Raw genomic sequence first — 26439 nt, 5'->3', positions numbered from 1 at the left:
AAAATTAATCCTCTTTTATTTTAGGTTTAATTTCTTTGATATACATTGATAAACTTTCTTCAATACAAGCGAAAGCTTCTTCCTTATTTTTAAAACCAAACACTTGTACGGCTTTTCCCTCCAGTTTTTTATATTCTTCAAAGAAATTCTGAATCCCGTCGATCGTGTAAGCTGGCAGATCTTCAATATCATGAACATGTGTCAGAGAAGGATCATTTTCGACCACAGCTATTATTTTATGATCTTTTTTATCCTCATCTGTCATTTCGAGTATTCCTATTACTCTTGCCTTAACCAGGGTTAACGGAACAAGGCTTTCCCAACATAAAACCAAAATATCTAGTGGATCTCCGTCACTGTAGTAAGTCTGTGGTATTATCCCATAATTGGCAGGATAATACATAGAAGATAAAAGAATCCTATCCAGTCTTATCAGTCCTGATAGTTTGTCGATTTCGTATTTCGTATGGCTGCCGCTGGGTATTTCAATAACAGCTGTAACTATTTGTGGCAGCTGCTCTCCTGGAGAAACATCATGCCACGGGTGTTGATTTCCTATCATTATCGTAGTATTGATTTTTTTTAGCTAAACGAAGAGCACTCCTGAATGAATGCCCTTCTTTTTGTGAGATTTTGTCAAACAAACTTGCATGCTGCATGAATCTTCATGGTTATTAATTTGCTTGTGTAAAATTCAATAAATTATTAATTTCAGGAAATGATATCAGTCACTAAAAAAAATGATATTGCAAGATGAACACTCCGGCTTAAGGCTCGTTCTTTTTTAAAGGTTTTCTTTTTCTTTTGACATATTTATAGACCTCAAACCATAAAACAGAAACCGCTGCGATGAAAAAGGTAAGTCCCAATTCGTTTATATTGAGTGCTGTTACTTTAAAGAATAGAGAAATCGGCTTTACATATAATATAATTAAAAGCATCATCAGTATTAAAACAGAAATGCCGATGAGTAAAGGATTGCGGTTTTTGAAACTTTCCACCACACTGTAAAAGAATGATCGGTTGACAAAACTCAGTAATATGTTGGCAAAGATCAAAGTACTGAATACCATTGTTCTTGTCTTGTCTTCATCACCTCCGTTTTGAACGGTAAACTGATACACAAAAAGAACCGCAAGAGTAATTACAAATCCCTGAACAATACTGATTCCCAATTCATTTAAACTTAAAAAAGTATCTCCCATCGCTCTTGGCGGCTGTTTCATTGTGTTTTTTTCCATTGGTTCATTCTCATAAACGATAGAACAAGTCGGCCCCATCACTAACTCAAGGAAAATAACGTGAACCGGAGTAAATATGTGTGGAAATACCCATCTCAAAAACAGAGGCAAAGAAACCGTCAGTATAATAGGAATATGAATAGAAATAATATATTGAATCGCCTTTTTAATATTGTTATAAATTCTTCTTCCTGCAGCAATTCCAACAATAAGCTTTTCTAAATCATCATTAGTAATGACCAGTGCGGCAGCGGATTTGGCAATTTCGGTTCCTTTATTTCCCATGGCAACACCAATATGAGCCGCTTTTAGCGCGGGACCGTCATTAACTCCATCTCCAAGCATGGCCACCACTTCGCCTTTCTTTTTCAAGGCATTGACTACTTCAAGCTTGGCATCTGGAAACATTCTGGTAAACAAAACTGTACGTTCTGAAATCTGCATCAGCTCTTTTTCAGAACGGTCTATAATATCAATGCCATTGATTGCAGGAGCCTCATTTATAATTCCTGCCTGAAGCGCAATCGCATTCGTTGTATCTGCATTATCTCCAGTAATGACTTTTACCTTAATCCCTGCATCATAAATACTTTGAAAGACCTCTTTTATTCCTTTTTTGGGAGGATCATAAAATACAGTCAGCCCTAAAAATTCAAAATCAAAATCCTGCTGTCTTTTGGGAAAATTATTTCCTTCAAAATTCGACTTCGCAACTCCCAAAACACGGTAGCCCTGTTGTCCAAATCTTTTTATAATATCTCTTATCTTATTTTTTCCAGTCTCTGAAAGCCTTGAAACACTTAAAATAGCTTCGGGGGCTCCTTTCGCTGCAATGATTCTATCTTTATTTGTATTTTCAAAAAGATGGGTCATCATTGGAGGTTTCCCTTCAAGCGGATATTCGTGAAACATTTTATATTCTTTTCGTAAATCATTCTTTTGAGTTTCCTCATACGTTTTATGCAGAGTGACTTCCATAGGGTCAAAAGGGACAGGCTCACTGCTCCACATTGCATAATCAATCAGTTCTTTCAATTCGTCAGACTCAAATTCCTTTTCTTCATAAATATTATCGGAAAGGTAATTATATAAATGTTGAAGCTTCATCGAATTCTCAGTAATGGTCCCTGTTTTATCAGTACAGATAACCGTGGTACTTCCCAGGGTTTCTACAATACTGCTCCGCTTAATAATAATTCCCTGGCGCATAAGCTTCCATGCTCCCAAGGCCATAAAAGTTGTAAATGCCACAGGAATTTCCTCCGGCAATACAGACATTGCCAGTGTTAATCCACTAAGAAGACTCGTTATCAAATCTCCGGTTTTAATATAACTGAAGATACAAACCATAAGAAAAATAATGATCCCGATAACAGCCATCCATTTTACAAACTTCCGGATCTGGATCTGTAATGGTGATATTTCTTCTTTTATATTCAGTATTGATTGTCCAATTTTTCCGACACGGGTTTCTGAGCCTATTTTTTGTACTTCAAAAACGGCCAGACCTGAAACTGTAATCGTACCGCTATAAACAAGGTTATCCTCAGATTTGCTGTCTTTAAAAACTGAAAAACTTTCACCGGTAAGAGAAGATTCATTCACAGAGAAATCATTGCTGTGCACAATCACTCCATCCGCATTTATATTTTTTCCCTCCTCAGTAATACATAAATCACCTACAACGATTTCATGGGTCGGAATTTCTACTATTTGCGAGTTTCTGATGACCATACTTAAGGGTTCATTCAACTTCTCAAGTTCCTCCAGAGCTTTTTTACTGCGATTATCCTGATAAAAAGAAATAGCGGTTACCGCTACAATAGCTACAAACATAAAAGCAGCCTCGCCATAATCTCCCACAATCACATAAATGAGTGAAATAATGATAAGCAAGATCAGCATTGGTTCTTTTAAAATATTAACGACCAGATCAAACCATGTATTCTTACGGATTTCTTCTAAACGATTATATCCATTTCGTTGTCTGGAAGCTGTCACTTCATCATCGGTAAGACCTGTAAGACCTTCGGGTATATTATAAGACATATCAAATAAATAGGTTATCTAAAATAAGCAATTATTATATACCAATTGAATTTCCCTGATTGACCATTATCAGGTTTAAACGTGATGCATATCATAGGGTTTTCTCCAAAGTTTATGGAATTTTGATTAATAAATTACAATATCATGAAGACCAATGCAGAATTACAAAAAGATGTTCAGGACGCCATTAAATGGGAGCCATTATTGCATGCTGCAGAGATAGGGGTTACGGCAAAAGGTGGTGTAGTTTCTCTTACGGGAATAGTTGATCATTATGCAAAAAAAATAGAAGCTGAAAATGCTGCAAAAAAAGTTATTGGAGTCAAAGTTTTAGTAGAAAATATTATCGTGAAGTCTTCAGATTCTTCATCAAAAACCGATAATGAAATTGCCGATGAGATTTTAAAAGCTTTCAAATCCAATGCATTGATTCCAGAAAACAGAATCAAAGTAATTGTGGAAAATGGTCAGGTGACTTTAGAGGGTGAATTGCAATGGGATTATGAGCGGGAAATTACTAAAAATACAATCTGTCATCTTCCAGGTGTAAGAGGGATCATCAATCATATTAAAATCAAATCAGAAATAATAGATGATATCAAACAAAAAGATATCGAACATGCAATGAAAATGAACTGGGTGGTATATGATAGTGATATCCACATACAGGTATCCGGTGCTACAGTGATCTTAACAGGAACCGTAAATTCATGGCATCAAAAAGAAGAAGCTGAACGTATTGCGTGGAAAACTCCGGGAATAAAACATGTAGATAACAGGCTATTTGTAGATTATGAATATTCAAAGAATAGTCTATCATCTTAGTTATAAGCCTCTAATTCAATCGAGTTACCAGAATATTGAAAAATTACAGCGGACATTAATTTAAAAGCGCAAAATGGCACTTGAATAACAATTAAATTTTACATTATTCTATAAAATAACAAAAAAAGGAAAATGTCCTGCAATAATTTAAATTTTGAAAGATCATCAAAAATGAAAACAAGCTATATCAGCAAAAAAGAGATCGGAAAAGGTGAAGAAATACAAGGTCGGGACATCAGGGATGGTATTTTTAATTTATTAAAAATAGATTTCCCCGACTTTTCAAGAGACCATTATATTTCTTTAATTGAATTGAATACTTATAGACGTCTTTATTTAACTTCTTTAATATCCCAGGAGAAAGGTGAACTGGCTATCATAGACTTGGATGTAATGGATGCGATTAAAAATAATTCAATTCTTTCAGAAAACATACACGATGAAATAGAATCGGAAGTAACTTTTGGAGAGAAAGTGGCTGATAAAGTCGCCTTATTTGGTGGCAGCTGGACATTTATCATGGTCTTTTTTTTATTTATAATACTATGGATGCTAAGCAATATATGGTTCCTAAACACTTCTTTTGATCCATTTCCATTTATCTTACTCAATCTTATTCTTTCATGTTTAGCAGCCATTCAGGCTCCCATTATTATGATGAGCCAAAACAGACAGGAACAAAAAGATAGACTTAGAGGAGAGCACGATTACAAAATCAATTTAAAAGCCGAATTAGAAATTAAATTATTAAGCGAAAAAATAGACCATTTATTAGTAAATCAAAATAAAAAACTCTTGGAAATACAAGATATACAAACTGATTATCTGGAGGATCTTATGAAGGAAATGAAGAGAAAAGATTAGAGGATATCATTTAATTCTTAATTTAAAACCATTCTAACCAAAACATTTTATAATTTTGATTGAGTGAAAAAGTTAATTTCAATATTGCTTCTATGTTTGTATTTGGTTTCAACAACCGAACTGTATCAGTTGTTGAAAATCCCAGATTTAATAGAACATTATTGGGAGCATAAAGCTTTGAATCCGGAAATGTCTCTCACAGCATTTCTGAAAACGCATTATGATCATCCTGTAAAAGACAAAGATTACCGCAAAGATCAAAAATTACCGTTTATTATTCATTCTGCACCTCTTGCATTGGTTTTTACAATTAACCAAGGGTTCAGTTTTGAGCCGGCAATTCATAACTTCAGTCCATTAACATTGAATAAAATTCCTTCAAAAGATGAAGATCTTTGCTATAAAGGTTTTCTGGGTTCAGTTTGGGAACCTCCTAAATTTTCTTTTTCTTAGTTCGGCAATTGATTTATAATCTTTAAATCAATATCATCATCTTTTTTATTATCATTAATCTTTAAAATAATGAAAACAATATTTTCAGCCCTATTGTTGGCTGTATTTGCTGTTGGTATTCATGCTCAAAACCGTTTTGAGAGTGCTAAAAAACACGCAGCAGAAAATAAAGAACTTATCTTGCTTAATTTCTCGGGTTCTGATTGGTGTATTCCGTGCATTAAGCTTCATAAAAATATTATCGAAACAGAAGATTTCAAAAAACTGGAAACCGAAAATGTAATTGTTTACATCAATGCAGATTTTCCAAGAAACAAGAAAAATCAGCTTTCTCCCGAATTGAAAAAAGAAAACAATTCACTCGCAGATAAGTATAATTCAAAAGGGCTGTTTCCTTATACACTTTTATTGAATTCCGAAGGAAAAGTACTGAAAAGCTGGGAAGGCCTTCCTTCTGAAAATGCTATGACTTTCAGTAAGGAAATAAAAGAAATAAAAGACAATCAAAAACCATAAAAGTATGTTAAGAGAATTCAAAAGACCTCAGAAATTAATGGGGAATGCTTTTGAAATTACAGTTGTTTCTGATGACGAAAAAACAGCTCAACATCATATTGACGCTGCCATCGACGAGATCCGGAGAATAGAAAAATTGCTCACGACCTACAGTGAAGAAAGCCAGACTAGTCTTATCAACCAAAATGCAGGAATACAGCCTGTGAAAATTGATTGGGAAGTTTTTAACCTTATCGAAAGAAGTCTGAGAATCAGCAATATCACAGACGGATATTTTGACATTTCATATGGCGGTATCGATAAAAGTTTCTGGAATTTCGACCGGGAAATGAAACAGCTTCCTGATCCTGAATTGATTAAAGAGCATTTAAGATTAGTCAATTATCAGAATATTCTACTAAGTCATGAAAACCAGACTGTATTTCTTAAAGAAAAAGGAATGAGGATTGGTTTCGGAGGAATCGGAAAAGGTTATGCTGCGGAAATGGCAAAAAGACTTCTTCAGAAAAGAGGTGTAAAATCGGGAATTGTAAACGCTTCCGGTGATCTTACAACTTGGGGAAATCAGGCAGACGGAAAACCCTGGACTATCGGAATTGCCGATCCGGAAAATGCAAAACAGCCGTTTTCATATATGAATATTACAGATATGGCCATCGCAACTTCAGGAAATTATGAAAAATTTGTTGTCATCAACGGTAAAAAATATTCTCATACAATCAACCCGAAAACCGGAATGCCGGTTTCGGGCGTAAAAAGTGTTACCATTTTTTGTCCGAACGCTGAAATTGCTGATGCAATGGCAACTCCCGTAAGTATTATGGGAATTGATTCTGCCCTCAATATGGTGAATCAGATCAACCATCTGGAATGCATCATTATCGATGATCAGGACAAAATTTATTCATCTCAAAACATTAATTTAAAATGAAATCGAAGATTCCATTTGTCCTTAAAAAACAAACTTAATTCAAATGAAAAATTTCATAAAAATAACGATAGTAATTTGTTCTTTAATAACAATTGCTTCAGTACAATCCTGTACAACCGTAAAAGAGTACGAAAAAAACAAATTAAACGATGCTGAAATGGTTCTTGGAAACAGAACAATAGAAAAAACCGAACTGAGCTTCCAATCTTATAGAGAAGGTTCTTCAGGTGCCAATGCAGGAAAAGTTGGCGGCGGATGCGGATGTAATTAAAAGGGGTAAGTGTAATTTAATTGTGATTTAAAATGAAAAAAATTATAATAAGTATTGTTGCTCTTTTCGGAATTTTCAATGCAAAAGCGCAGGAAAATACAAGCAGCGAACAGCCGAAAAAACTGACTTTTGATGAAGCCAATTTAGTTTCCAGCTATTACAAACAGGACGGAAACAATTCGGCAATAACAGGAGGAACAGGCTCTGAAAAACTGACCGACGTTTCCAATACCATTGATGTAACAATGGTGAAATATGATAAAAAAAACAGAAAAAATAAATTCAACTTCAGTGTCGGAATCGATCATTATACATCGGCATCTTCCGATATGATCGACCTGAAAGCCAATTCATCTGCTTCCCATGCAGACAACAGAATTTATCCTGCATTAAGCTGGAGCCGCGAAAACGAAAGCAAAGGAACAACACTGATGGCTGGAATTTCATTCTCTACAGAATTCGATTATCAGTCTTATGGGGCAAATATTGGCTTTTCTCAAAAAACAGCCAACAAAATGGGAGAATTTACAGCAAAATTCCAAGCTTATCTGGATCAGGTAAAATTGATTGCTCCGATAGAATTGCGTACTGCAGATAATGAAGGTACAAGTGGCAGGAATACATTTGCACTTTCTCTATCCTATTCTCAGATCATCAATCAGAATTTCCAAATAGAATTTTTAGCAGATGGTATTCAGCAGACGGGATATTTGAGTTTACCTTTTCACAGAGTTTACTTTACGGATCATTCGGTTCATCAGGAAGCGTTGCCGGATAAGCGTTTTAAAATTCCTTTGGGAGTAAGAGCGAATTATTTTCTTGGTGATAAAGTAATTTTAAGAGCATATTACCGCTATCATACTGATGATTGGGGACTAAAATCAAATACATTCAGTCTGGAGACTCCGGTGAAAATTTCTCCCTTTGTTTCGGTGAGTCCTTTTTACAGGTATTATTCTCAGACTGCGGCAAAATATTTTGCACCTTATCAAAAGCACACAGCTTTTGATGATTTTTACACCAGTAATTACGACCTATCGAAATTTGATAGTCATTTTTACGGAGCAGGAATCCGTTTCAGTCCGAAGAACGGTTTGTTTGGAATTGAGCGTCTCAATATGATCGAAATTCGATATGGTCATTACACGAAGTCGATTGGAATGAAGTCTGACATTGTTTCCTTGAATTTAAGGTTTAAATAAATCATTTTGATTTATTAAATTAATGAAATTGCTCAAATTTCCAATAATGTTACTGCTATGGGCTATTATTATTTTGACGGAGCAGTATGGCAAAGAATAAGTGATGTTTCGCATCACCTGCTCGCCGAAGTCTCCTGATTTTGAAGCAAGTTTAAAGGAAATGATCTATTTTATTAGCTCAAAGTCGGGAGACTTTCCACAGCAGATTAATTGGGCTCAAATAAACCAAATCATCTATGAAAGTTTTTGAAGATAATCCAGTCTTAGTCACAAGACCGACATTTTAAGATTTCACTCTTCGATGTCGGTTTTTTTATTTCATAACTTATTGTTATACGAAATCATAAAAGCATTTCTCTACTTTTCAGTCTGAATGAAGACAAAATTTCATAGTTAAAAAAAGGATACAAGTTAAAATGCTTCTGAAAATTGCAAGCCACAGCAACAGAAATACTGCACATTTAACTGTTTAACAAATGAGTTTTTAATCAAATTCAGATAAAATATTTTCTATACCGAACTTAACGACTCATTTTGCCCATTCAACGAAAAAATTTTCAAAACAACGTACCTCCGACCGAACTTTACATCATTAAAAAGAACAATTTAAATTCTATTATTATGAAAACAAACATCGGAATTACAGAGCAAAACACAGAAGCTGTTGCAGAACAATTAGCAAAATTATTAGCGGATGAAACTGTACTTTACATCAAAACGAGAAATGCTCACTGGAACGTGACCGGTGACAACTTCCACGCTAACCACATTTTCTTTGAAGAACAGTACAAACAGATTGACGAGTTGATTGACAGCGTGGCAGAACGTCTGCGAAAAATCGGTCATTACGCTCCAGCAACAATGAAAATCTATCTGGAACTCACCCATCTTACAGAATACAGCGACAGAACCAACGACGGACCCGGTTTTATGAAAGATTTGTTAAGCGACCACGAAAGCATCATCGATTTTCTGAGAGGAAACGTTACACCTTTCGCAGAAAAATACAAAGATTACGGTTCCAGCGACTTCATCACAAGCTTAATAGAAACCCACGAAGAAATGGCCTTGATGATACGTTCTTATTTCAGATAATTGAGTAAATAAATCAAGGAATAATTATATTTGTGTCAACCATAATAAACTATCCCTATGAAAGCCTTAATTGTCGATGACAACGATATCGCAAGAACAACTTTGGCGCACTTGGTAAAACAAGTCCCAAACCTCACGATTATCAATGAATTTTCCAACGCGATTGAGGCTTACAACTTCTTGCAGACCAATTCCGTCGATTTGATTTTTCTCGATATCGAAATGCCGGAAATGAGCGGTATAGAACTCACAAAAAACCTTTCCGGGAAAGACACCATCATTATTTTCACAACGTCGAACAAAGAATATGCACTCGAAGCTTTCGAACTCAACATCGCAGATTATCTTCTGAAACCTGTGATGCCTGCTAGATTTTTACAGGCGGTAAGCAAAGCCCAGGCAATTCTTGATAGCAGAAAAGAAGATGTGGAAGTCACCAAAGATGAGTTCCTATTCGTGAGAGATTCCAATATCACAAGGCGTTTGAAGCTTGACGATATTTTTTACGCAGAAGCAATGGGCGATTACGTGAAGTTTTATACACGGGAAAAAATGTTTGCCATCCATGGTAAAATGAAAACAGCTGAAGAACGTTTGCCTAAAGACCATTTTATCAGAGTTCATCGCTCTTACATCGTTTCTGTCGGCAAAATAGACACGCTTCAGGATGGTGGAATTATGATCAATGGAAAATTCATTCCGGTTGCAGATGCTTATCGAAAGGCGCTCAACACAAGAATGAATGTATTCTAATTGAATATTAATTATAAGCACTTATGAAAAAAATATCCTCAATAATGGGAAACAGACGGTTCAGTTATTTCATCATCCTCACATTTATTGCGGGTTCTCTCCTATTGATAGCAGTTCAAATCAATTCGGCTAAAAATACCAAAGAACTCATTCAAAATAACAACCGACTTCTCAACGAATTGCGTTCCAGCAATCATTTGCGTGAAATCGACCGCGATATTCTTGGCGTTGAAAGCAGAATCCGAGCTTCTATTGCGACCAACGATACGACTCATCTCGAAGGAATCGACCAAAAAATCAGTCAGATAGAAAACTTTCTCGATTCACTTTCCAAAGATAATTCAGACGGCGTTGAAGAAAGGTTGATTCACAGATTGAGCGTTCTTGCGATGGAAAAGAAAACAACGAAAGACAAATTACTGCTTCGCTATCACACCCTTGGAAATATGGACGACAACACTTCCATTGCCAATCCAAGAGCTCGAAAAATTTCGAACGAAATCACGTCCATCACTGCTAAAATTTACGAAAGCAGAAAACTTCATATGATTGGCCTCAGCAAAGAGACTGAAGCAATGGGACAAAAAGCGAGATTGTATGATATTTCCTTATTGATTCTTTTGATTTTGGGCGGTTCCATTGTCGGTTATCATATTCTACGTCAGTTCAAACGTCAGAGACTTTTGATTCAGGAATTGGATGTTGCAGAGAAAAAAGCATTGGTTGCTGCACAAACCAAAGAAAATTTTCTAGCCAATATGAGTCACGAAATCAGAACGCCCTTGAGCGGAATTTTAGGCTTTACCAATCTTTTGCAGAAAAGACCTTTGGATGAAACCTCTAAAGAATTTGTCTCATCCATTCAACGTTCCGGAGAAAATCTGATGGCTATTATCAATGACATTTTAGATTTATCAAAAATCGAAGCCGGAATGATGCGCATTACCAAAGGTATATTCAGCATCAATGGATTGGTGAATTCTGTGGAAACATTTTTTGTTGAACGAGCTAAGGAAAAAGGATTGACGATTTCCAGCAAAATCGATACTTCAATTCCCGATACTTTGAATGGCGACGCAACGAGACTCACTCAGATTTTGGTCAACCTCATCGGAAATGCCATCAAATTTACACATCAGGGAACTATCAATATCGAAATTTACAATAAACAGCAAACCGAAAACGAAATCATTGTCGGCTTCAAAGTTTTAGACACAGGCATCGGAATTGATAAAGAAAAACTCACTGAAGTTTTTGAAAGATTCAATCAGGGAGAAGATTCAACGACCAGAAATTACGGTGGAACAGGACTTGGTTTATCGATTGTGAAAAATCTGATTCACTTACAGAAAGGCGATATTGAAGTGATAAGCGAACAGGGAAAAGGCACGACTTTCCATTTTTATATTCCTTATACAATTGCAAAAGAACAGCTGAATATAATTCCTACAGTTGATACAAATTATTTTAAAGATAAAACAAACGCACCTTTGAAAGTGTTAATCGTGGATGACAACGCTATCAATCAAAGTCTGATGAAACATCTTCTCTCACAATGGAATATCAATTTTGATATGGCAAACAATGGTCTGGAAGCGGTAGAATTTCTCAGAAATAACGAATGTGATTTGGTTTTAATGGATATTCAAATGCCACAAATGGATGGTTACGTTGCCACGCAGACAATTCGTGAAGAACTGAAACTGAACACTCCAATCATCGCAATGACCGCACACGCTTTGGCAGGCGAACGCGAAAGATGTATGAGCCGTGGAATGAACGAGTACATTTCTAAACCTATCAAAGAAGAAGAATTATTCAAATTAATCTCCAATTTCGGATTAAAAGAAAACGAAAAAACGGAAACGAAAATCGAAGAAATCGCTTCTAGCTATGAGTTCATCGACCTTACTTATTTGAAGTCTATAAGTAATGAAGACAAGGATTTTGAAAGAACAGTGACACAACAATTTTTAGATAAAGTCCCTACTCATTTGCAGGAACTGAAGCTAGCTTATGATAACAAAGATTTTAAATTGCTAAAATTAAGAGCACACGATCTAAAATCGAGTGTGGCTATAATGGGTTTGCTTCCTTTATTAGAGGAGAAACTAGATATTTTAGAATTAACAGTCGACGATAATCCAGCTTCAACACAAGCTTTGGAAGAGGTGAAAGATATTTTGCTGAAATCTTTCTTCGAAACTAAATTATTTATGAAATCCATCAATCATTGATTCATTAAAAACCAATTTTATTATGAAAACTCAGGGCGCATCTGTGGTCATCACCCATCACGTTCTCGACGGCAAACAAACCGAATACGAAAAATGGCTCGATGAAATTCTGCCCATTTCCAAAAGCGCCAAAGGTTTTATCGATTGGCAAATTGTTCGCCCTATTCCAAATCTCACTTTTGTTTACACAGTGATTATCCGCTTTGATACGATTGAAAATCTCAGAAACTGGATGGAATCCGATACCAGAAGAAAATTGATTGACAAAGCCCATCCTTTATTCACAAAAGAAGACAATTACGATATCAAATCGGGACTGGATTTTCTTTTTTATGGCGAAAAAACAGACAACAAAGTTCCTGTTCGATGGAAACAATATTTAGCAACCTGGTCTGCTATTTATCCCTTATCATTGCTGATGCAATTGCTTTTATTACCCTCCTTACGATTAATGAATATTCCTGCCAATCGGTATTTTGATACGTTGGTGAGTACCGGCTGTCTGGTTTTTCTGGTGATTTATGTGGTGATGCCGAATTATACTAAGTTGATTAGGAAATGGCTTTATAAATAATTAGAATTTAGTTTTAAAGTAAAATCCGTCTCAAACAGAATTGGGAGGGATTTTTTTTGTTTTAAAGCTTATTCAAAACAACTTGTTTAAACTCAAGCATCATTTACTTTTTCTCCAAACAAACTGTTTAAGACAAAACAACTTTATGTTTAGTTTCCCGCAGACCGTTTTGTAACTAAATGACTTTTACTTTTATTTAAATCAACCCTGTTTGGGACCAACTTACTTTGTGTTTTGTTTCCCTCAACCTGTTTGAAACAAAACAACCTTTTCCTTTGCATAAAATAATCTGCGGAATATTACAATCTTATTTTCTCATTCAACGACAGTTTCCGCCTGTTCATCGAGCACCAATTGATTTTGAAATTTGTTGAATGTAGCTTTACATCATCAAATTAGCATATACAAACAATTAAACTTTAAACATTATGGAAATCATTCAAACACCAGAAAACGCATTATCTCACTCTACAGTTACAGCGATTATTAATGCCCCAATCGAAAAAGTAAACATCGCAGATTGGCTGCTCAACCTTCCCGATGCAGAATATCAGAGATGTTCTACGCAGCACATCGGAGCAGCCATTTCTACCACGTATGATGGCGAACCGGTTTCTTTAAACGTCGAAACAATCGGAGATGCTTTGATGGTTCAGCATTATGTAACGGTAGAGCACCGTCCGGATTACTGCAGAATGTTATCCATCTCAGATTCCATCACCAAAGGCGGCCGTACCAAAGTTCAGGTTTTATGGGAACTGAAAGCCACAAAAATTGATGATCACATGACATTGTATACCAACGAAATTCACGCGACCGCCACACCTGAAATGTTCGAATACTTAAAAGAACACAACGTGAATCTTGCTGATGCCGCCGCTTCAAGACAAGCTGCTTCTGACGCCCACAACCACGAAGAAACGCCCAATTTTGCAAAAAGTATAGAAAACAAAGCGTTGACCGGAAAATATAATCAACCTTTTTAATTTTAAAGACATAATGAGCGTATTTCGGTACGCTTATTTCATTTTAAAATTATGGAAACATTATTTAATAAACTCTTAGGAACTTGGACCTTGGTAGAACTCATCGAAGTTCCTGTCAATGGCGGAGAAATTATCCATCCGATGGGCGAAAATCCGAAAGGATTGATTATTTACAATCCTGACGGTTATATGTCGGCACAAATTATGGATACGCACCGGGAAAACTTTCATCAGGAACATTGGACCAATGCCACTCCGGAAGAACATACACAGGAAGGTTCAACCTATCTTGCGTATTCGGGGCCATTCAAAACGGATAATGAAAAACAATTGGTGAGCCACACAATGTACATCTCGCTTTTTCCCAATTGGACAGGACAGACGCAAAATAGAATCGTTATCTTTAAAGATGGTTTTCTGCATCTTGAAAGTGAGAAGCCGTTCACCAGCAATTCCCGATTGGTGACTCACCAACTGACCTGGAAAAGAGTTTGAAATTAGTCTGATATTAAAATTGAAAAAATGAAAGCAATCGTTATTACACAATATGGCTCTCCTGAAGTATTGAAATTACAGGAATATCCTACTCCCGAAATATCCGGAGACGAAGTCTTAATCGAAGTGAAAGCCGCAGGAATCAACCGTCCCGATGTTTTCCAGCGTGAAGGCAATTATCCTGCTCCAGATGGAGTTGCAGCCGATATTCCTGGGCTGGAAGTGGCCGGAACCATTGTAAAATGCGGACCTGATGTTGTAGATTTCACCGTTGGAGACAAAGTTTGTGCACTTCTTGCAGGTGGCGGTTACGCAGAATATGTCGCTGTGAGGGAAGGTCAATGTTTACCAATCCCGGCAGATTTAAGTTTTGCTGAGGCGGCAAGCTTACCGGAAACAGTCTTTACAGTTTGGTCTAATGTTTTTCAGAGAGGAAATCTTCAACCAGGAGAAACCCTTTTGCTCCACGGTGGGAACAGCGGGATTGGAATCACGGGAATTCAGATTGCTCACGCTTTGGGTTCAAAAGTAATTGTCACCGTAGGTTCTGATGAAAAAGGCCAGAAATGTCTTGAACTCGGCGCAGATTCATGCATTAATTATAAAACACAGAATTTTGAGACCGAACTTCAAAGCGAAGGTGTAGATGTTATTCTGGATATGATTGGGGGTGATTATTTAGCCAAAAACATCAATATTTTAAGACCTGAGGGCAGATTGGTTCACATCAATGCGGTAAGTGGCAGTAAGGTTGATCTGGACATTTGGAAAGTGATGATAAAAAGACTTACTATCACAGGAAGTACTTTGAGAAGCCGGGAATATGAGTTCAAAAAACAATTGGCCAAAGAGATTCAGAAAAATGTCTGGCCTTTGATAGAATCTAAACAGTTCAGACCTGTTATTTTTAAAACATTTTCTTTTTCTGAAGCTTCAGAAGCGCACCGATTGCTTGACGACGGTTCGCATACAGGCAAAATTATTCTTGTGAGATAAAGCAACTAATAGATTCATTAATAATTTAACCCGAATTTTAATCCTTCGCAATCCGAAATTGTGAAGGATTTTTATTAAAAACAACGTCATTAAGATTTTTCCAATTAATAAAATTCAAATCGAAAGGCTTTCATCTATTATCTATTTTCTCTACTCTAAAGACACCAACTATTCCTTTCAAATTCCCACCGACTCATTTTGCCCATTCACCGAAAAGCACCTCAAAACCGCATCATTCTGAAGTAGCTTTACACTAGAAATAAAGACAATCTATCATTAATCGCAAAAAATTATCATTATGAATACTGCATCATTAAGTTTCAAATACGAATTAGAAAAAAAAGAACCAAGAACCAACGATGGCGGAACTACAAGAGGTGCCTCCGTAAAAGATTTCCCTGCTTCTATCGGCATTGCCGGCGTTTCTATGAGACTGCAACCGGGAAGTATGCGAGAATTGCACTGGCACGCGAATGCAGCTGAATGGGCTTATGTGATTTCGGGAACAGTGCGTACCACGATTATTCATCCGGACGGTCATAGCTACACAGATAATTTTGAACCGGGTGATGTATGGTATTTTCCAAAAGGTTATGGTCACTCGATTCAGGCAACTGGAACGGAAGAATGTCATTTTATTTTAATTTTTGACAACGGTAATTTTTCTGAAGACCACACCTTCAGCGTAACCGATTTTGTTTCAAGTGTACCCCCTGAAATCGTGGCTCAGAATTTAGGCTTAACTTTAGAAGAAGTGGCGGCTTTACCTCAGAAAGAAGCATATTTCGCATCAGGAATTGTTCCGGATGAAATGTCTTTTGTTGCAGCAGCAAGACCTGATGAATCGGATATTGAATTAACCAGTTTTCACCGTTATCCTTTGCATTCTCAACAACCGAGAATTGTTCCGGGCGGAGGTTTGCAGAGATTGGTAACGAGTAAAGAATTCCCCATCAGCAGTACAATGTCGGGTTCTATTTTGGAATTGCAGCCGGGTGCTTTGAGAGAAATGCACTGGCATCCGAATGCGGATGAATGGCAATATTTTATTTCAGGACAAGCGGAGATGTCGGTTTTTTTAGCAGAATCTACCTGCGTTACAGAGCAGTTCAGTGCAGGAGATGTGGGTTACGTTCCAATGGGAGCCGGACATTACATCAAAAATACAGGCAACACGGTTTGCCGGATTCTGATAGGATTCAACAGCGGAAAATATGAATCAATTGACTTAAGCGAATGGCTTTCCGGAAATCCGAAAGATGTTGTAATAACGAATTTCGGTTTGAAAGAAGGTGAAATTGAAAAATTCCCGACTGAGAAAGTTTTCATTCAGCCTGAGAAATAAGATTAGAATTAAATCTCTCTAAATAATGGATAATTCTGGCATTAAAACAAACACTTCCGTTTCATCTGAATCGATTAAGACGCAAGAGAGATTGGCCATATTTTTAGCTTTGATTGCCGGATATATCGATGCAACAGGATTGATACAATGGAAAACGTACGTCTCTTTTATGAGTGGAAATACAACTTCATTGGGAACGGCCATTTCAACTGAGAACTATGGAATCATTATTACATCAATTACAGTCATAAGTTGTTTTTTATTAGGAATTTATGCAGGAACCTGTCTTTCATTACGGAAGAGAAGTAAGAACCCAATATTAACATTTTATCTTGTTTCAGGAATTCTTATTTTCTATTCAATAATTGCTTATTTTTACGATATTAACAATATGCTATCCATTGCAATCGTTGGATTTTCAATGGGAATGATGAACACAATTGTGACTTCTGTCGGAAATCAAAAAGTGAACACAGATTTCGTGACCGGAACTTTGAACAGCCTGGCAAGGAACACTGCAATGATGATGATGACTGAAAATAAAGCAGAAAAAAAAGAATACACATCCAATGCTGTTCATCTTTTGCTGTTGTGGATTGGCTTTTTATCAGGCGCATCTATTGCCCCTTTCCTACTCGATTATTTTGGAAAATGGACTTTTACTTTTCCTGCTTTATTACTGATGACTTGTGGATTATTGATCTCAAAATTTAACTCTAAAAACTAATATAATGTTACAGAAAAACGATGTTGCTCCAGATTTTACATTGTATGCAACGCCCGACCAGAAAATTACACTTTCAGAATTCAAAGGAAAGAATGTCATTCTCGCTTTTTATCCTGCCGACTGGAGTCCGGTTTGCAGCGACCAAATGGCTTTGTATAATGAAACTTTGAAGTTCTTCAAAAAATACGATGCAGAGATCTTCGGAATTTCTGTAGACAGCAAATGGTGTCACCTGGCATTTGCACAATCCAGAAATTTACATTTTCCATTATTAGCAGATTTTGAAGCAAAAGGAGAAACTGCCAAAAAATATGGTGTTTACGATGAGGAAGAAGGTGAATGTAAACGAGCTCTTTTCATCATTAATAAAGAAGGCATTATTGAATGGAGTTATCTGTCTCCAACGGCAATTAATCCAGGAGCAGATGGAATTTTAGACGCTTTAGAAACCCTTAACACAAAATAAATTATGTCACTAAAACCAGCCGTCAGCCAGACTGACCACGCACAAGGCAACTTAGAAGCCGACCTCATTATCGTAGAATACGGTGATTATCAATGTCCATATTGTGGTGCTGCTTATCCGGTTCTGAAAGAATTGATGAAGGAATATGGAAGTCAAATCAAATTTGTTTTCAGAAACTTCCCATTGTCTGAAATGCATCAATATGCTAGACCAGCAGCAATCGCAGCGGAAGCAGCCAATCTTCAGGGGAAATTTTGGGAAATGCACGATGCGATTTATGAAAATCAGAGAGACTTGAATGGGAGCTTGCTGATGAAGCTTGCAGAACAATTAAAACTGAATATTCCACAATTTGAAAAGGATTTGGAAAGTACAGCGTTGGCAGACAAAGTTGATTCAGATTTTGAAAGCGGAATCGTAAGCGGCGTGAACGGAACCCCTTCTTTCTTTGTGAATGGAAAGAAATTTGATGGCGGTGCGGAAGATTTGATTGAACTTTTGAGAGAGAATACTGAGAGTTAAATCACAAAAGGCACAAAAGTTTTTTGACATTTAATTAATCTTAAGTTTCCATAGAAATGCAAAATAAGAACACATAAGCTTTCTTTACAATGAAATCTCGTGTTTTAAACTGAATCTGCAGCCCGACTTGAGTGGAAATCCTTTTTTGCGTGGCCTTCGAGTTCTACTTCACTGAAAACGTTGGCAAAAAAGATTGGGAACGGAAGGCGGATAAAGCTGCCCAACCTAATGAAATGGTTCGACGTAGTCAAATAAAAATTTCATCTAAATAGACGATTTTAACCTAGGTTAAGATGGATTGAATTTTGCAGACCTACATTTGCTAAAGAATTAAGACAACAAAATATTAAAATAAATTAATCACAAAAACTAAAAAAGTAAATTATGAGCACATTACAATTAAAAGACGGAACAGAGATTTTTTATAAAGATCAGGGAGAAGGACCTGTATTAATGTTTCACCACGGATGGCCATTATCATCAGACGATTGGGATGCACAGGTTATTTTCTTCCTACAAAGAGGTTACAGAGTCGTAACTCACGATAGAAGAGGTCACGGACGTTCCAGCCAGAATATCTACAACCACACGATTGAGCAATATGCTTCTGACGCGGCGGAATTGGTAGATTTCCTAGGATTGACAGATGTTATCCACATTGGTCACTCAACTGGAGGTGGTGAAGTTATCCGTTATGTCAATAAATATGCTAATGGAAGAGCAAAGAAAGCAGTTTTAATCAGTGCAGTTCCGCCAATTATGGTGAAAAGTGAGACCAATCCTGATGGTGTTCCTATGGAAGTTTTTGACAATATCAGAGACCAGACTTTGAACAACAGAAATCAATTTTATATTGATCTGACTTTCCCTTTCTACGGATATAACAGAGAAGGTGCAGACGTGAAAGAAGGTGTTCAAAGAAACTGGTGGAGACAGGGAATGATGGGCGGAATTGTGGCTCATTATGACGGTATCAAAGCGTTTTCTGAGACTGATTTTACTGAAGATTTGAAGTCAGTGGATATTCCAGTTTTAGTTCTTCATGGTGAAGATGACCAGATTGTTCCTATCGAAAATTCTGCGATAAAATCTGCAAAACTGTTGAAAAACGGAAAGTTAATTACGTATCCTGGTTTCCCTCACGGAATGCCAACTACGGAAGCAGCTACTATTAATAAAGATCTTTTGGAGTTTATTGAGGCTTAAAATCAGAAATATATACAAATGAAAAGTGAATCGCATTGATTTAATCTGAGTTAAGTTTATCAAATATAAAAATATTTGGCCACACCTCGGTTTTGTACGGTAAGAGACAAATAAAGAAAACTAAACAAATAAGGGGCACACTACAGATACTTAACATTTAAATGTTTGGAATTACATTTCACTACAGTTTAATTTAAATAAATTGGTTGATAAAAATGAGTTTTGTAATTCCTGCTTTATTTGGCTCAACCGAACCAAATCATCGAGAAAAGTGTTTGAAGATACGCTCGTCTTGGTCACAAGACGGGGATTTAGATTTTTTGAATTTAAATTCCCGTTTTTTTTGTTGAGATAATTCCCCTCTAATCAATAAGATAGCATGAACAAAAGAGTTAATTTTGGTAGTTTGAAAATAGCTTCCATTAAAAATTATCTTTTCAGGGTATATCAAACTCACGATCGCTCGTTTATCCATAGTGCTAGCTTTTATATATCTCTCTGAAATATTTCCAACGATTTTTAGTGCTTTGCTAATCTTATCTTCTACCCCCTAAGCCGATAGAGAGCCTAATTATCTTTTAATAGATTAATATTAACAAATGTAAAATTAAAATAACAAAGACGATATATCTTGTATTCGTTTGAAATAACATAATTTGATATTGCCATATTCTAGACATATTTATGTTTCCTCGAAGAACCGCATAGGAAAACTGTAAAACAGATGCTTGATGCGGAGTTAGATTCTCATCTGGATAATGAAAAACCTAGATAGCTGTCCAGATAATCGGTTATGTCGGCTACTGTATAGCAATCCATAATTCCACATTCTGATTTAGGACTTATTTTCTGAAGTTTCGTTCTGTTGGCTCTATATTCTTTATTTAGTAGATTTGTTATTGCCCTAAATAAACAAAATAATTAGTGTTTAATGCTGCCGGCTGTATGTTGATAGGAGTTGCAGCTCCTCCGGTGCTCACCGTATAAGTGTGATTATGTCCGATTGATGAAGAAGTTATATTATAGAATCCCCCACCTCCGACAACCGTTCCTGCGAGCCAGTATACATGGATATTATTTCCGCCGCCAAACGCGGTAGTAGTTCTGATCCTTTGATAAGTCATTGTATGGGAATGCCCCGCTTCCGCATCGGCTGTATAGCTGAGGTTGACATTGGGTAGATTGGACCTGGTAAGAGTTGCTGTACTACTTCCTGAAACTGCACCGGGAGTTGCTGTGGTTCCCATAGAATATCGACCTGCCGCATTGGGCAGCAACGTGGTTATTCCTAATATATTTGATGCATTATTTTGGGCTGTTTCCGGAAGTGTGCTAATATTTCTTCCGTCCAGCAGATACCACCCATCATGATCGGCTGTAATCAATGAAGGTTTTACATCTCCCACATCAAAAAAGTCAGGATTATGCATAAGTACACCCTGCGCAGTAGATATAACACCGGCTACCTTGTTAAGAGTTTGAATTCTGACAGTACCGTCTACATCAATGGTTTGAGTGGGAGAAGTAGTAAGTACTCCCATAGTAGAAGAGGTTCCATCCAGATAAAGGAATCCCGGACCTATATTAAGTTGTTTTCCATCCTGATTGACTTGCCGGTTTGATGTTAAAGTCCCGTTTACAGTATAAATGTTTTCATTATTACTCCCGTCTCCTGTAAGAGGAAACCAGGTTCCTGAACGAAAATACCAAAATCCCTTTCTGGTAATTATCACTCCGTTATCTGTTAACGAATAAGCCAGCTCTGATTCATCAGGATTTTGCATGCTTTCAATCTGAAAAGCGGCTTGACGGGGAATTAAGATTCCGTTATTAGTGGAAACTATATCCAATACTGCTCGAGGATTAGCCGTTCCTATTCCAATTAATGGCTTTTGTGCCAGAGAAGGTATAGATAATCCTAAAGAAAAAATAAATAGTATAATTATTCTTTTCATTGATTTAATTTTATTGTCCTAAGTAAATAAAGTAGCTGTATGATATATTTTGCGGCACGATAGTAAGGGGAGTTCCGCTTCCGCCCGTATTAACGGTGCCGGTGTGGCTGTGTGCACCGGCAGCAGGTAAGGTTATCGTTGTAGTTCCGGACACCGTTCCCCTTCCCGCTCTAAAGACATACGCGTTACCAGCCGCATTTTGAGCAAAATTGTATCCGCCGGCAGTTAACGAATGCGTATGTGCTGCTGCTGTCGATGTTACTCCTGTTAAATTAACATTAGGAAGGTTAGCTCTGGTCAGTGTTGTCGTATCAGAACCTCCTGCAGTAAATGGAGTTCCTTGTTTCATGAGTCTTCCATTGGTATTTACCAACGTACTGCCAAGTCCTATTGCTGAAGCATTACTTTGTGCAATGGCTGGGAGTGTCGTTACAGCCCGGCCGTCAAGTTTATACCAGCCATTGTGGTCATTTGAACGCAGAGATTCTTTAACAGTGCCATAAGCTACTTTAGGGCCAACAGATAAAGTTCCGTCTGAGAGAGCTTTTACATTTCCGCCTGTAAGACTTCTAACACGCATATCTCCATTTACATCTACCGTGTAACCCGGAGTATCGTTTCCAATTCCTATTCTCTGTTCCACAGAGTGAATCGAAAGCTTATCTGTATCAAATGATAAATTGCGCCCGTTCATTGTTACGGTACGATCGGAAGTCAGAGTGCCATTATTATTATAAATGTTGATAACTGGCTGGGAGCTTCCTCCAAAGGGACGCCATACTGTATTGTCATAATACCAGAAGCCTGTTTTATTAATAACAATACCGTTGTTTGTAGTTACGTAAACCAATTCTCCTGTAGCAGGTGTTGTAATGGCTTCTGCCTGTAGGGCAGTCATTCTGGGGATGAGTATGCCTTGTGTAGTGGAGCTGACATCCAATGCTGCATTGGGATTGGCTGTACCAACACCTACACGCTGTGCACTGGCCGGAAGAAAAAAAAGAAGATTGAGTATAGATATAATATTAATCGAAGTTTTACTAAACATAATTTAATTTTTAAATTCCTAAATAAATAAAGTAATTAAGCTGTATGTAGTCAGGATTCAACGCGATAGCAGCTCCAGTTCCTCCGGTAGGTATAGTGACAGTGTGATTGTGTGCTCCCGATGCTGAACTTGTATAAGTTCCCTCAGAAAGTATTGATCCCACTATTGCCCCTCCTGCCAATTCCCATGAATTGGCATTACCATTAACAGTTTGTAGAATATCCGTTCCTCTTACCTGTGCTGCACCCGGGCTTACCAGAGGATGACTATGATACAAAGTTGTTGTATTTCCGCTAAGAACAAAATTGGGTAAATTAGCTCGGGAAAGAACTACGCTTGCCGCTCCGCTCAGTGTTCCGGGGGGACCTTGTTTAATATATCTTCCTGTAGCATTGGGAAGATTTCCTGCAAGCCCAAGAGCTGTAGCTCTTGATTGAACACTTACTGGTAATGTAGAAAGTGCTCTGCCATTAAGCAAATACCAACCTTCATGATCTGTAGGAAGATAGGAATATTGGATATCCCCATAATGGTTAATCAACCCTGTATCAAAAGACAGTAAACCATCTCCCTGGGTGATCACATTTCCTTTAAACAGACTACGGATTCTCATTCCTCCGTTAACGTCTAATTTTTCTGTTGGAAGATTGGTGTTAACTCCAATATTACCTGTACTTCCGGATATAAACAGTTTGTCGGGTCCGATATTCATATCATGATTGTTAAGACTTACAATTCTGTTGCCAGTAAGAATGCCATCAGAATTATAAATATTCTCACCTATTGAATTATTGGCGATAATGGGGTTCCAGGTAGTGCCGTCAAAATACCAAAATCCAATAGTATTAACCACACTACCCGTATTAGTTGTACTGAAAACCAGCTCCCCTTCAGTTGGCGTATTGATTTGTTCTATTTGAGCGGCAGTCATTCTGGGAATTAAAACTCCACTTTTATCCGACACAATATCTAAGGCCGCATTGGGCTTATCTGTGTTGATTCCTATTTGAGCGGAAATCAGGGATGCAGTAAGCACTCCTAAAGTGGTCAATAATTTTTTCATGCCTTAATGTTAGTTTTATGTATACTTATTTTTGTAATTGTTTTATTACCTGAAATAAAAAAGGGTAAATAAAATGCATGATTACAAAACGGTTTTGTTGATTATTTAAAATTGCTGAGTATGCAGATAAAATAAAATATGGACAAAAGTAGAAAAGTATAGGGCTGGTAAAAAGATAATATCTTGTCTTTTTCGGGAATAAGTTAAAATACAATAAATACATAAGTATTTGTATTGTAATGTGTTATATTAAAAAATAACTTTTGTAACAAAAGCTTTTTACAAAGTTACTTTAAGATAAATTTAATGATTAACTAAGACAAAACATTCCTGAAAACAGAATTTTGAAATTACTTCTTTGTTGCGAGGATCTTTCCAACCATTTACGGAACTAATTCAGAAGAATTATAAGTGCAATCTATTGCAAATCAATATTATTATAGCAAAAAAATAAATGGTCATTTTCCTGAAAATGACCATTTGTTATATTTCTGCATAACATAATGAAAACTACTTTTGTGATCTTTAGTAGGAAATCTTTCAAATGAAATTACAATTTATTTCATTCTGATTTTTTAAGAGGAATGCTATCTATAGCGCAAGTAGATATTCATAATATTAATCAGTAAAATAAGTAAAATATCATGTTTAATACAGTGAAATCAGATGTTTTCGCAGCAAATAAGAAATTCAACTTCATATAAATAGTATAATTATTAGTTTTTAGGTTATTATGAAAAACAACATTCTCCTTTTAATGTTTCTGGTTGCATGCAATCCGTTTGTAACAGCTCAGGTCGGTATTCTGACCTCAAACCCACAAGGCCCTTTACATGTTGATGGTGCAAAAGATAATCCTGCTACAGGAACTCCGACTACCATTCAGCAGGTAAATGATGTAATAATAACTCCGGAAGGAAGTCTAGGTGTGGGTACCATTGCTCCAGATTCCTCCTCCTCTGTGGAAGTTAACACAACCAGTAAGGGGTTTCTTCCTCCACGGATGACTAATACTCAAAGAGATGCCATCGCTTTACCGGCAACGGGATTAATGATCTATTCAACTACCAGCAAATGTCTGCAGACAAATATTGGTACCCCTGCTTCTCCCAATTGGGGATGTGTAGCGGTACAAGGCAGTACAGGTGCCCCGGTTGTACAAGTAAATTCTTATACTCCTAATACACCGGCTGGATCTGCGGCAAGTGAAACCTGTCTTGGAAGTCTCTGTGTGAGACACAATGGTAACGCAAGTGAAGGAAGTATTTTGTTAAGAAGTAATACGGGTGCATCAATTCCTAATTCAAGTATAGCAGGATTTCAGGTTGCTACCAGCGGGATTAACATGGGAGATACTGAAATTGTAAGTTTAACTACATCTTATACCCAATTCTACAGGGGAGGCGCCAGTGGTGGCGAATTTATCAACTATCAGGTATGCACAGGTACTGGTGAGAATTATAGAATTTTTTTGACAATGGTGGCACCGGTACTTAATCCAGGTGCAGGAAACGGAATGTATCTTCTCAATCTTGAAAAAGTAAGATAATACCACATAAAGCATTCTTAAAGTCGGTCTTTACGATAATTGGCAGATGTGAAACCAATATGATAAAACGCACCTGCTTATCAGGTGCTTTTTTAGCAAAGTAATTCTTGGTGGCATCTAAAATTTTTTTTATTCTCAATAGAGAGTAGTTTATAGCTAGCTGTTATGATATGATAAAATGCATAAGATAAGCCTTATGGTGTGTTAATTTTGTCACACCAATATTACTATAAAGATAATCTTGATTTTTTGATTAGACGATGATTATGTAGTCATTAGTTTTGTATTTGTCCTAGTGAATTAATATTGGATATAATCAGTTCTTAACTTTATTTAAAAAGAGAATCAAGTTACATGTGATAGCAGAACTCTGCATATTTATTCACACTTTCTACATATCCAACGACATACCACCTGTAATATCAAAGTTTATATATTCTCTTCCATCGTGTAAGAGTATTCCTGCTGAGCTTAAAGTGCCGGGCTACCTGGCTGTTGTTGAGGCTGTTTTTATCCTGATACTCTAATATTTCCAGAATTACTTTTTCATTGTATGATCTGTGTGCCTGATTAAAATGATCAAACTCTTTTTCTATACTTTTAAAAAGAATTTTTTCAAGGTTAATAACATCCAATGGCGAAAGACTGTCCTTTGACAGTATTGTTTGGCATTTCCATTTCTTTTCAGGATATTTTAGTTCAATAAGATCTGTATATATTTTTATATAGTCTGGGTTACCTTGTTTTTCCAATAAAAATAATTTTAAGTATTATCAATTTTTTTGTATTTGCTGATCCATTTATAAAGGGTAGTTTTTGGGATTTTATATTCGTCAATGACCTGCCGTATTGTTTTTTGTTCTGTACTGATAAGTTCCAGAATAAAATCAATCATTACTTTGGTATAAATATTTTTGCGGAATTGAGGGAGTTCAGATTTTCGGTCCGGCTCTTCCTTATCAGGTGAAACAGGAGGTGAAAAAAGCACCAGATGTTGGGTATAGATGCGGAAAAAATCATATTTCAGCAATTTGCTCCATTTTAGAAGAATACCTGTATTCATATCTTTT

The 26439-nt window shown here is 36.6% G+C and carries 27 protein-coding genes; 20 read left to right on the top strand and 7 right to left on the bottom strand.

The window, feature by feature from the left end; all coding sequences use genetic code 11:
- Positions 1–4: 4 nt before the first annotated feature.
- Entirely contained in the window at positions 5–562 is a 558-nt protein-coding gene (locus tag V6R96_RS06640) for an inorganic diphosphatase (protein ID WP_336378419.1), read from the bottom strand.
- 205 nt (positions 563–767) lie between these two features.
- Positions 768–3290 (bottom strand): cation-translocating P-type ATPase, encoded by a 2523-nt coding sequence (locus V6R96_RS06635; RefSeq protein ID WP_336378418.1) that lies wholly within the window; start codon positions 3288–3290, stop codon positions 768–770.
- Between the two features lie 144 nt (positions 3291–3434).
- On the opposite strand from V6R96_RS06635, the gene V6R96_RS06630 reads away from it, so the two are divergent.
- From V6R96_RS06630 to V6R96_RS06540, 19 genes are all read left to right on the top strand, one after another.
- The gene (locus V6R96_RS06630; protein ID WP_336378417.1) at positions 3435–4115 is read left to right on the top strand and encodes a BON domain-containing protein; all 681 of its coding nucleotides are present in this window, start codon (positions 3435–3437) and stop codon (positions 4113–4115) included.
- Positions 4116–4286: 171 nt separating this feature from the next.
- The gene (locus V6R96_RS06625) at positions 4287–4979 is read left to right on the top strand and encodes a DUF1003 domain-containing protein (RefSeq protein WP_336378416.1); all 693 of its coding nucleotides are present in this window, start codon (positions 4287–4289) and stop codon (positions 4977–4979) included.
- A gap of 129 nt (positions 4980–5108) precedes the next feature.
- Entirely contained in the window at positions 5109–5432 is a 324-nt protein-coding gene (locus V6R96_RS06620) for a hypothetical protein (protein ID WP_336389746.1), read from the top strand.
- 69 nt (positions 5433–5501) lie between these two features.
- Entirely contained in the window at positions 5502–5948 is a 447-nt protein-coding gene (locus V6R96_RS06615; RefSeq protein ID WP_336378414.1) for a thioredoxin family protein, read from the top strand.
- A gap of 4 nt (positions 5949–5952) precedes the next feature.
- Complete coding sequence (locus V6R96_RS06610; protein WP_336378413.1) at positions 5953–6879, top strand: FAD:protein FMN transferase; 927 nt, start codon at positions 5953–5955, stop codon at positions 6877–6879.
- A 43-nt stretch (positions 6880–6922) separates the two neighbouring features.
- Positions 6923–7150: a DUF4266 domain-containing protein gene (locus V6R96_RS06605; protein ID WP_336378412.1), complete on the top strand. Its 228-nt coding sequence runs from the start codon at positions 6923–6925 to the stop codon at positions 7148–7150.
- Between the two features lie 32 nt (positions 7151–7182).
- On the top strand, positions 7183–8352 hold the full coding sequence (locus V6R96_RS06600) for a DUF3570 domain-containing protein (protein ID WP_336378411.1): 1170 nt from the start codon (positions 7183–7185) through the stop codon (positions 8350–8352).
- Positions 8353–8973: 621 nt separating this feature from the next.
- Positions 8974–9447 (top strand): DNA starvation/stationary phase protection protein, encoded by a 474-nt coding sequence (locus V6R96_RS06595; protein WP_336378410.1) that lies wholly within the window; start codon positions 8974–8976, stop codon positions 9445–9447.
- A gap of 57 nt (positions 9448–9504) precedes the next feature.
- Positions 9505–10200 carry a LytTR family DNA-binding domain-containing protein gene (locus V6R96_RS06590; RefSeq protein ID WP_336378409.1) on the top strand — a complete coding sequence of 232 codons (696 nt, stop codon included), beginning with the start codon at positions 9505–9507 and terminating at the stop codon, positions 10198–10200.
- Between the two features lie 23 nt (positions 10201–10223).
- Positions 10224–12437 (top strand): response regulator, encoded by a 2214-nt coding sequence (locus V6R96_RS06585; protein WP_336378408.1) that lies wholly within the window; start codon positions 10224–10226, stop codon positions 12435–12437.
- 22 nt (positions 12438–12459) lie between these two features.
- Positions 12460–13011: an antibiotic biosynthesis monooxygenase gene (locus tag V6R96_RS06580; protein WP_336378407.1), complete on the top strand. Its 552-nt coding sequence runs from the start codon at positions 12460–12462 to the stop codon at positions 13009–13011.
- 428 nt (positions 13012–13439) lie between these two features.
- Positions 13440–13997, top strand: coding sequence for a hypothetical protein (locus V6R96_RS06575; RefSeq protein WP_336378406.1), 558 nt, complete (start codon positions 13440–13442; stop codon positions 13995–13997).
- A gap of 51 nt (positions 13998–14048) precedes the next feature.
- The gene (locus V6R96_RS06570; RefSeq protein ID WP_336378405.1) at positions 14049–14492 is read left to right on the top strand and encodes a lipocalin-like domain-containing protein; all 444 of its coding nucleotides are present in this window, start codon (positions 14049–14051) and stop codon (positions 14490–14492) included.
- A 27-nt stretch (positions 14493–14519) separates the two neighbouring features.
- A complete protein-coding gene (locus V6R96_RS06565) occupies positions 14520–15488 on the top strand; it encodes an NAD(P)H-quinone oxidoreductase (RefSeq protein WP_336378404.1) in 969 nt (322 codons plus the stop codon).
- 298 nt (positions 15489–15786) lie between these two features.
- The gene (locus V6R96_RS06560; RefSeq protein WP_336378403.1) at positions 15787–16833 is read left to right on the top strand and encodes a cupin domain-containing protein; all 1047 of its coding nucleotides are present in this window, start codon (positions 15787–15789) and stop codon (positions 16831–16833) included.
- Positions 16834–16858: 25 nt separating this feature from the next.
- Positions 16859–17560 (top strand): YoaK family protein, encoded by a 702-nt coding sequence (locus V6R96_RS06555; protein WP_336378402.1) that lies wholly within the window; start codon positions 16859–16861, stop codon positions 17558–17560.
- A gap of 4 nt (positions 17561–17564) precedes the next feature.
- The gene (locus V6R96_RS06550) at positions 17565–18026 is read left to right on the top strand and encodes a redoxin domain-containing protein (protein WP_336378401.1); all 462 of its coding nucleotides are present in this window, start codon (positions 17565–17567) and stop codon (positions 18024–18026) included.
- A gap of 3 nt (positions 18027–18029) precedes the next feature.
- Positions 18030–18548, top strand: a complete 519-nt coding sequence (locus V6R96_RS06545) for a thioredoxin domain-containing protein (RefSeq protein WP_336378400.1) — start codon at positions 18030–18032, stop codon at positions 18546–18548.
- Positions 18549–18932: 384 nt separating this feature from the next.
- Entirely contained in the window at positions 18933–19754 is an 822-nt protein-coding gene (locus tag V6R96_RS06540) for an alpha/beta hydrolase (protein ID WP_336378399.1), read from the top strand.
- An 896-nt stretch (positions 19755–20650) separates the two neighbouring features.
- Here the strand turns inward: V6R96_RS06540 and V6R96_RS06535 are convergent.
- From V6R96_RS06535 to V6R96_RS06525, 3 genes are read right to left on the bottom strand one after another with little or no spacing between them, the layout of a single operon-like run.
- Positions 20651–21709: a hypothetical protein gene (locus tag V6R96_RS06535; RefSeq protein WP_336378398.1), complete on the bottom strand. Its 1059-nt coding sequence runs from the start codon at positions 21707–21709 to the stop codon at positions 20651–20653.
- Between the two features lie 10 nt (positions 21710–21719).
- A complete protein-coding gene (locus V6R96_RS06530; RefSeq protein WP_336378397.1) occupies positions 21720–22757 on the bottom strand; it encodes a hypothetical protein in 1038 nt (345 codons plus the stop codon).
- 10 nt (positions 22758–22767) lie between these two features.
- Entirely contained in the window at positions 22768–23820 is a 1053-nt protein-coding gene (locus tag V6R96_RS06525; protein ID WP_336378396.1) for a hypothetical protein, read from the bottom strand.
- A gap of 733 nt (positions 23821–24553) precedes the next feature.
- Between V6R96_RS06525 and V6R96_RS06520 the strand changes: the two genes are divergently transcribed.
- Positions 24554–25369 carry a hypothetical protein gene (locus V6R96_RS06520; RefSeq protein WP_111954719.1) on the top strand — a complete coding sequence of 272 codons (816 nt, stop codon included), beginning with the start codon at positions 24554–24556 and terminating at the stop codon, positions 25367–25369.
- A 422-nt stretch (positions 25370–25791) separates the two neighbouring features.
- Here the strand turns inward: V6R96_RS06520 and V6R96_RS06515 are convergent, their stop codons facing one another.
- On the bottom strand, positions 25792–26121 hold the full coding sequence (locus V6R96_RS06515; RefSeq protein ID WP_336378395.1) for a helix-turn-helix domain-containing protein: 330 nt from the start codon (positions 26119–26121) through the stop codon (positions 25792–25794).
- Positions 26122–26132: 11 nt separating this feature from the next.
- Positions 26133–26432, bottom strand: coding sequence for a hypothetical protein (locus V6R96_RS06510; protein ID WP_336389745.1), 300 nt, complete (start codon positions 26430–26432; stop codon positions 26133–26135).
- Positions 26433–26439: the final 7 nt, after the last annotated feature.

The organism is Chryseobacterium sp. CCNWLW53, assembly GCF_037083525.1.
Classification (GTDB): Bacteria; Bacteroidota; Bacteroidia; order Flavobacteriales; family Weeksellaceae; genus Chryseobacterium; species Chryseobacterium lathyri.
This window is presented reverse-complemented; position numbering and strand designations above follow the sequence as displayed.

Coding starts and splice junctions, on each gene's coding strand:
- V6R96_RS06640 (WP_336378419.1), bottom strand. CDS start 562: ATGATAGGAAATCAACACCCGTGGCATGATGTTTCTCCAGGAGAGCAG.
- V6R96_RS06635 (WP_336378418.1), bottom strand. CDS start 3,290: ATGTCTTATAATATACCCGAAGGTCTTACAGGTCTTACCGATGATGAA.
- V6R96_RS06630 (WP_336378417.1), top strand. CDS start 3,435: ATGAAGACCAATGCAGAATTACAAAAAGATGTTCAGGACGCCATTAAA.
- V6R96_RS06625 (WP_336378416.1), top strand. CDS start 4,287: ATGAAAACAAGCTATATCAGCAAAAAAGAGATCGGAAAAGGTGAAGAA.
- V6R96_RS06615 (WP_336378414.1), top strand. CDS start 5,502: ATGAAAACAATATTTTCAGCCCTATTGTTGGCTGTATTTGCTGTTGGT.
- V6R96_RS06610 (WP_336378413.1), top strand. CDS start 5,953: ATGTTAAGAGAATTCAAAAGACCTCAGAAATTAATGGGGAATGCTTTT.
- V6R96_RS06605 (WP_336378412.1), top strand. CDS start 6,923: ATGAAAAATTTCATAAAAATAACGATAGTAATTTGTTCTTTAATAACA.
- V6R96_RS06600 (WP_336378411.1), top strand. CDS start 7,183: ATGAAAAAAATTATAATAAGTATTGTTGCTCTTTTCGGAATTTTCAAT.
- V6R96_RS06595 (WP_336378410.1), top strand. CDS start 8,974: ATGAAAACAAACATCGGAATTACAGAGCAAAACACAGAAGCTGTTGCA.
- V6R96_RS06590 (WP_336378409.1), top strand. CDS start 9,505: ATGAAAGCCTTAATTGTCGATGACAACGATATCGCAAGAACAACTTTG.
- V6R96_RS06585 (WP_336378408.1), top strand. CDS start 10,224: ATGAAAAAAATATCCTCAATAATGGGAAACAGACGGTTCAGTTATTTC.
- V6R96_RS06580 (WP_336378407.1), top strand. CDS start 12,460: ATGAAAACTCAGGGCGCATCTGTGGTCATCACCCATCACGTTCTCGAC.
- V6R96_RS06575 (WP_336378406.1), top strand. CDS start 13,440: ATGGAAATCATTCAAACACCAGAAAACGCATTATCTCACTCTACAGTT.
- V6R96_RS06570 (WP_336378405.1), top strand. CDS start 14,049: ATGGAAACATTATTTAATAAACTCTTAGGAACTTGGACCTTGGTAGAA.
- V6R96_RS06565 (WP_336378404.1), top strand. CDS start 14,520: ATGAAAGCAATCGTTATTACACAATATGGCTCTCCTGAAGTATTGAAA.
- V6R96_RS06560 (WP_336378403.1), top strand. CDS start 15,787: ATGAATACTGCATCATTAAGTTTCAAATACGAATTAGAAAAAAAAGAA.
- V6R96_RS06555 (WP_336378402.1), top strand. CDS start 16,859: ATGGATAATTCTGGCATTAAAACAAACACTTCCGTTTCATCTGAATCG.
- V6R96_RS06550 (WP_336378401.1), top strand. CDS start 17,565: ATGTTACAGAAAAACGATGTTGCTCCAGATTTTACATTGTATGCAACG.
- V6R96_RS06545 (WP_336378400.1), top strand. CDS start 18,030: ATGTCACTAAAACCAGCCGTCAGCCAGACTGACCACGCACAAGGCAAC.
- V6R96_RS06540 (WP_336378399.1), top strand. CDS start 18,933: ATGAGCACATTACAATTAAAAGACGGAACAGAGATTTTTTATAAAGAT.
- V6R96_RS06535 (WP_336378398.1), bottom strand. CDS start 21,709: ATGAAAAGAATAATTATACTATTTATTTTTTCTTTAGGATTATCTATA.
- V6R96_RS06530 (WP_336378397.1), bottom strand. CDS start 22,757: ATGTTTAGTAAAACTTCGATTAATATTATATCTATACTCAATCTTCTT.
- V6R96_RS06525 (WP_336378396.1), bottom strand. CDS start 23,820: ATGAAAAAATTATTGACCACTTTAGGAGTGCTTACTGCATCCCTGATT.
- V6R96_RS06520 (WP_111954719.1), top strand. CDS start 24,554: ATGAAAAACAACATTCTCCTTTTAATGTTTCTGGTTGCATGCAATCCG.
- V6R96_RS06510 (WP_336389745.1), bottom strand. CDS start 26,432: ATGAATACAGGTATTCTTCTAAAATGGAGCAAATTGCTGAAATATGAT.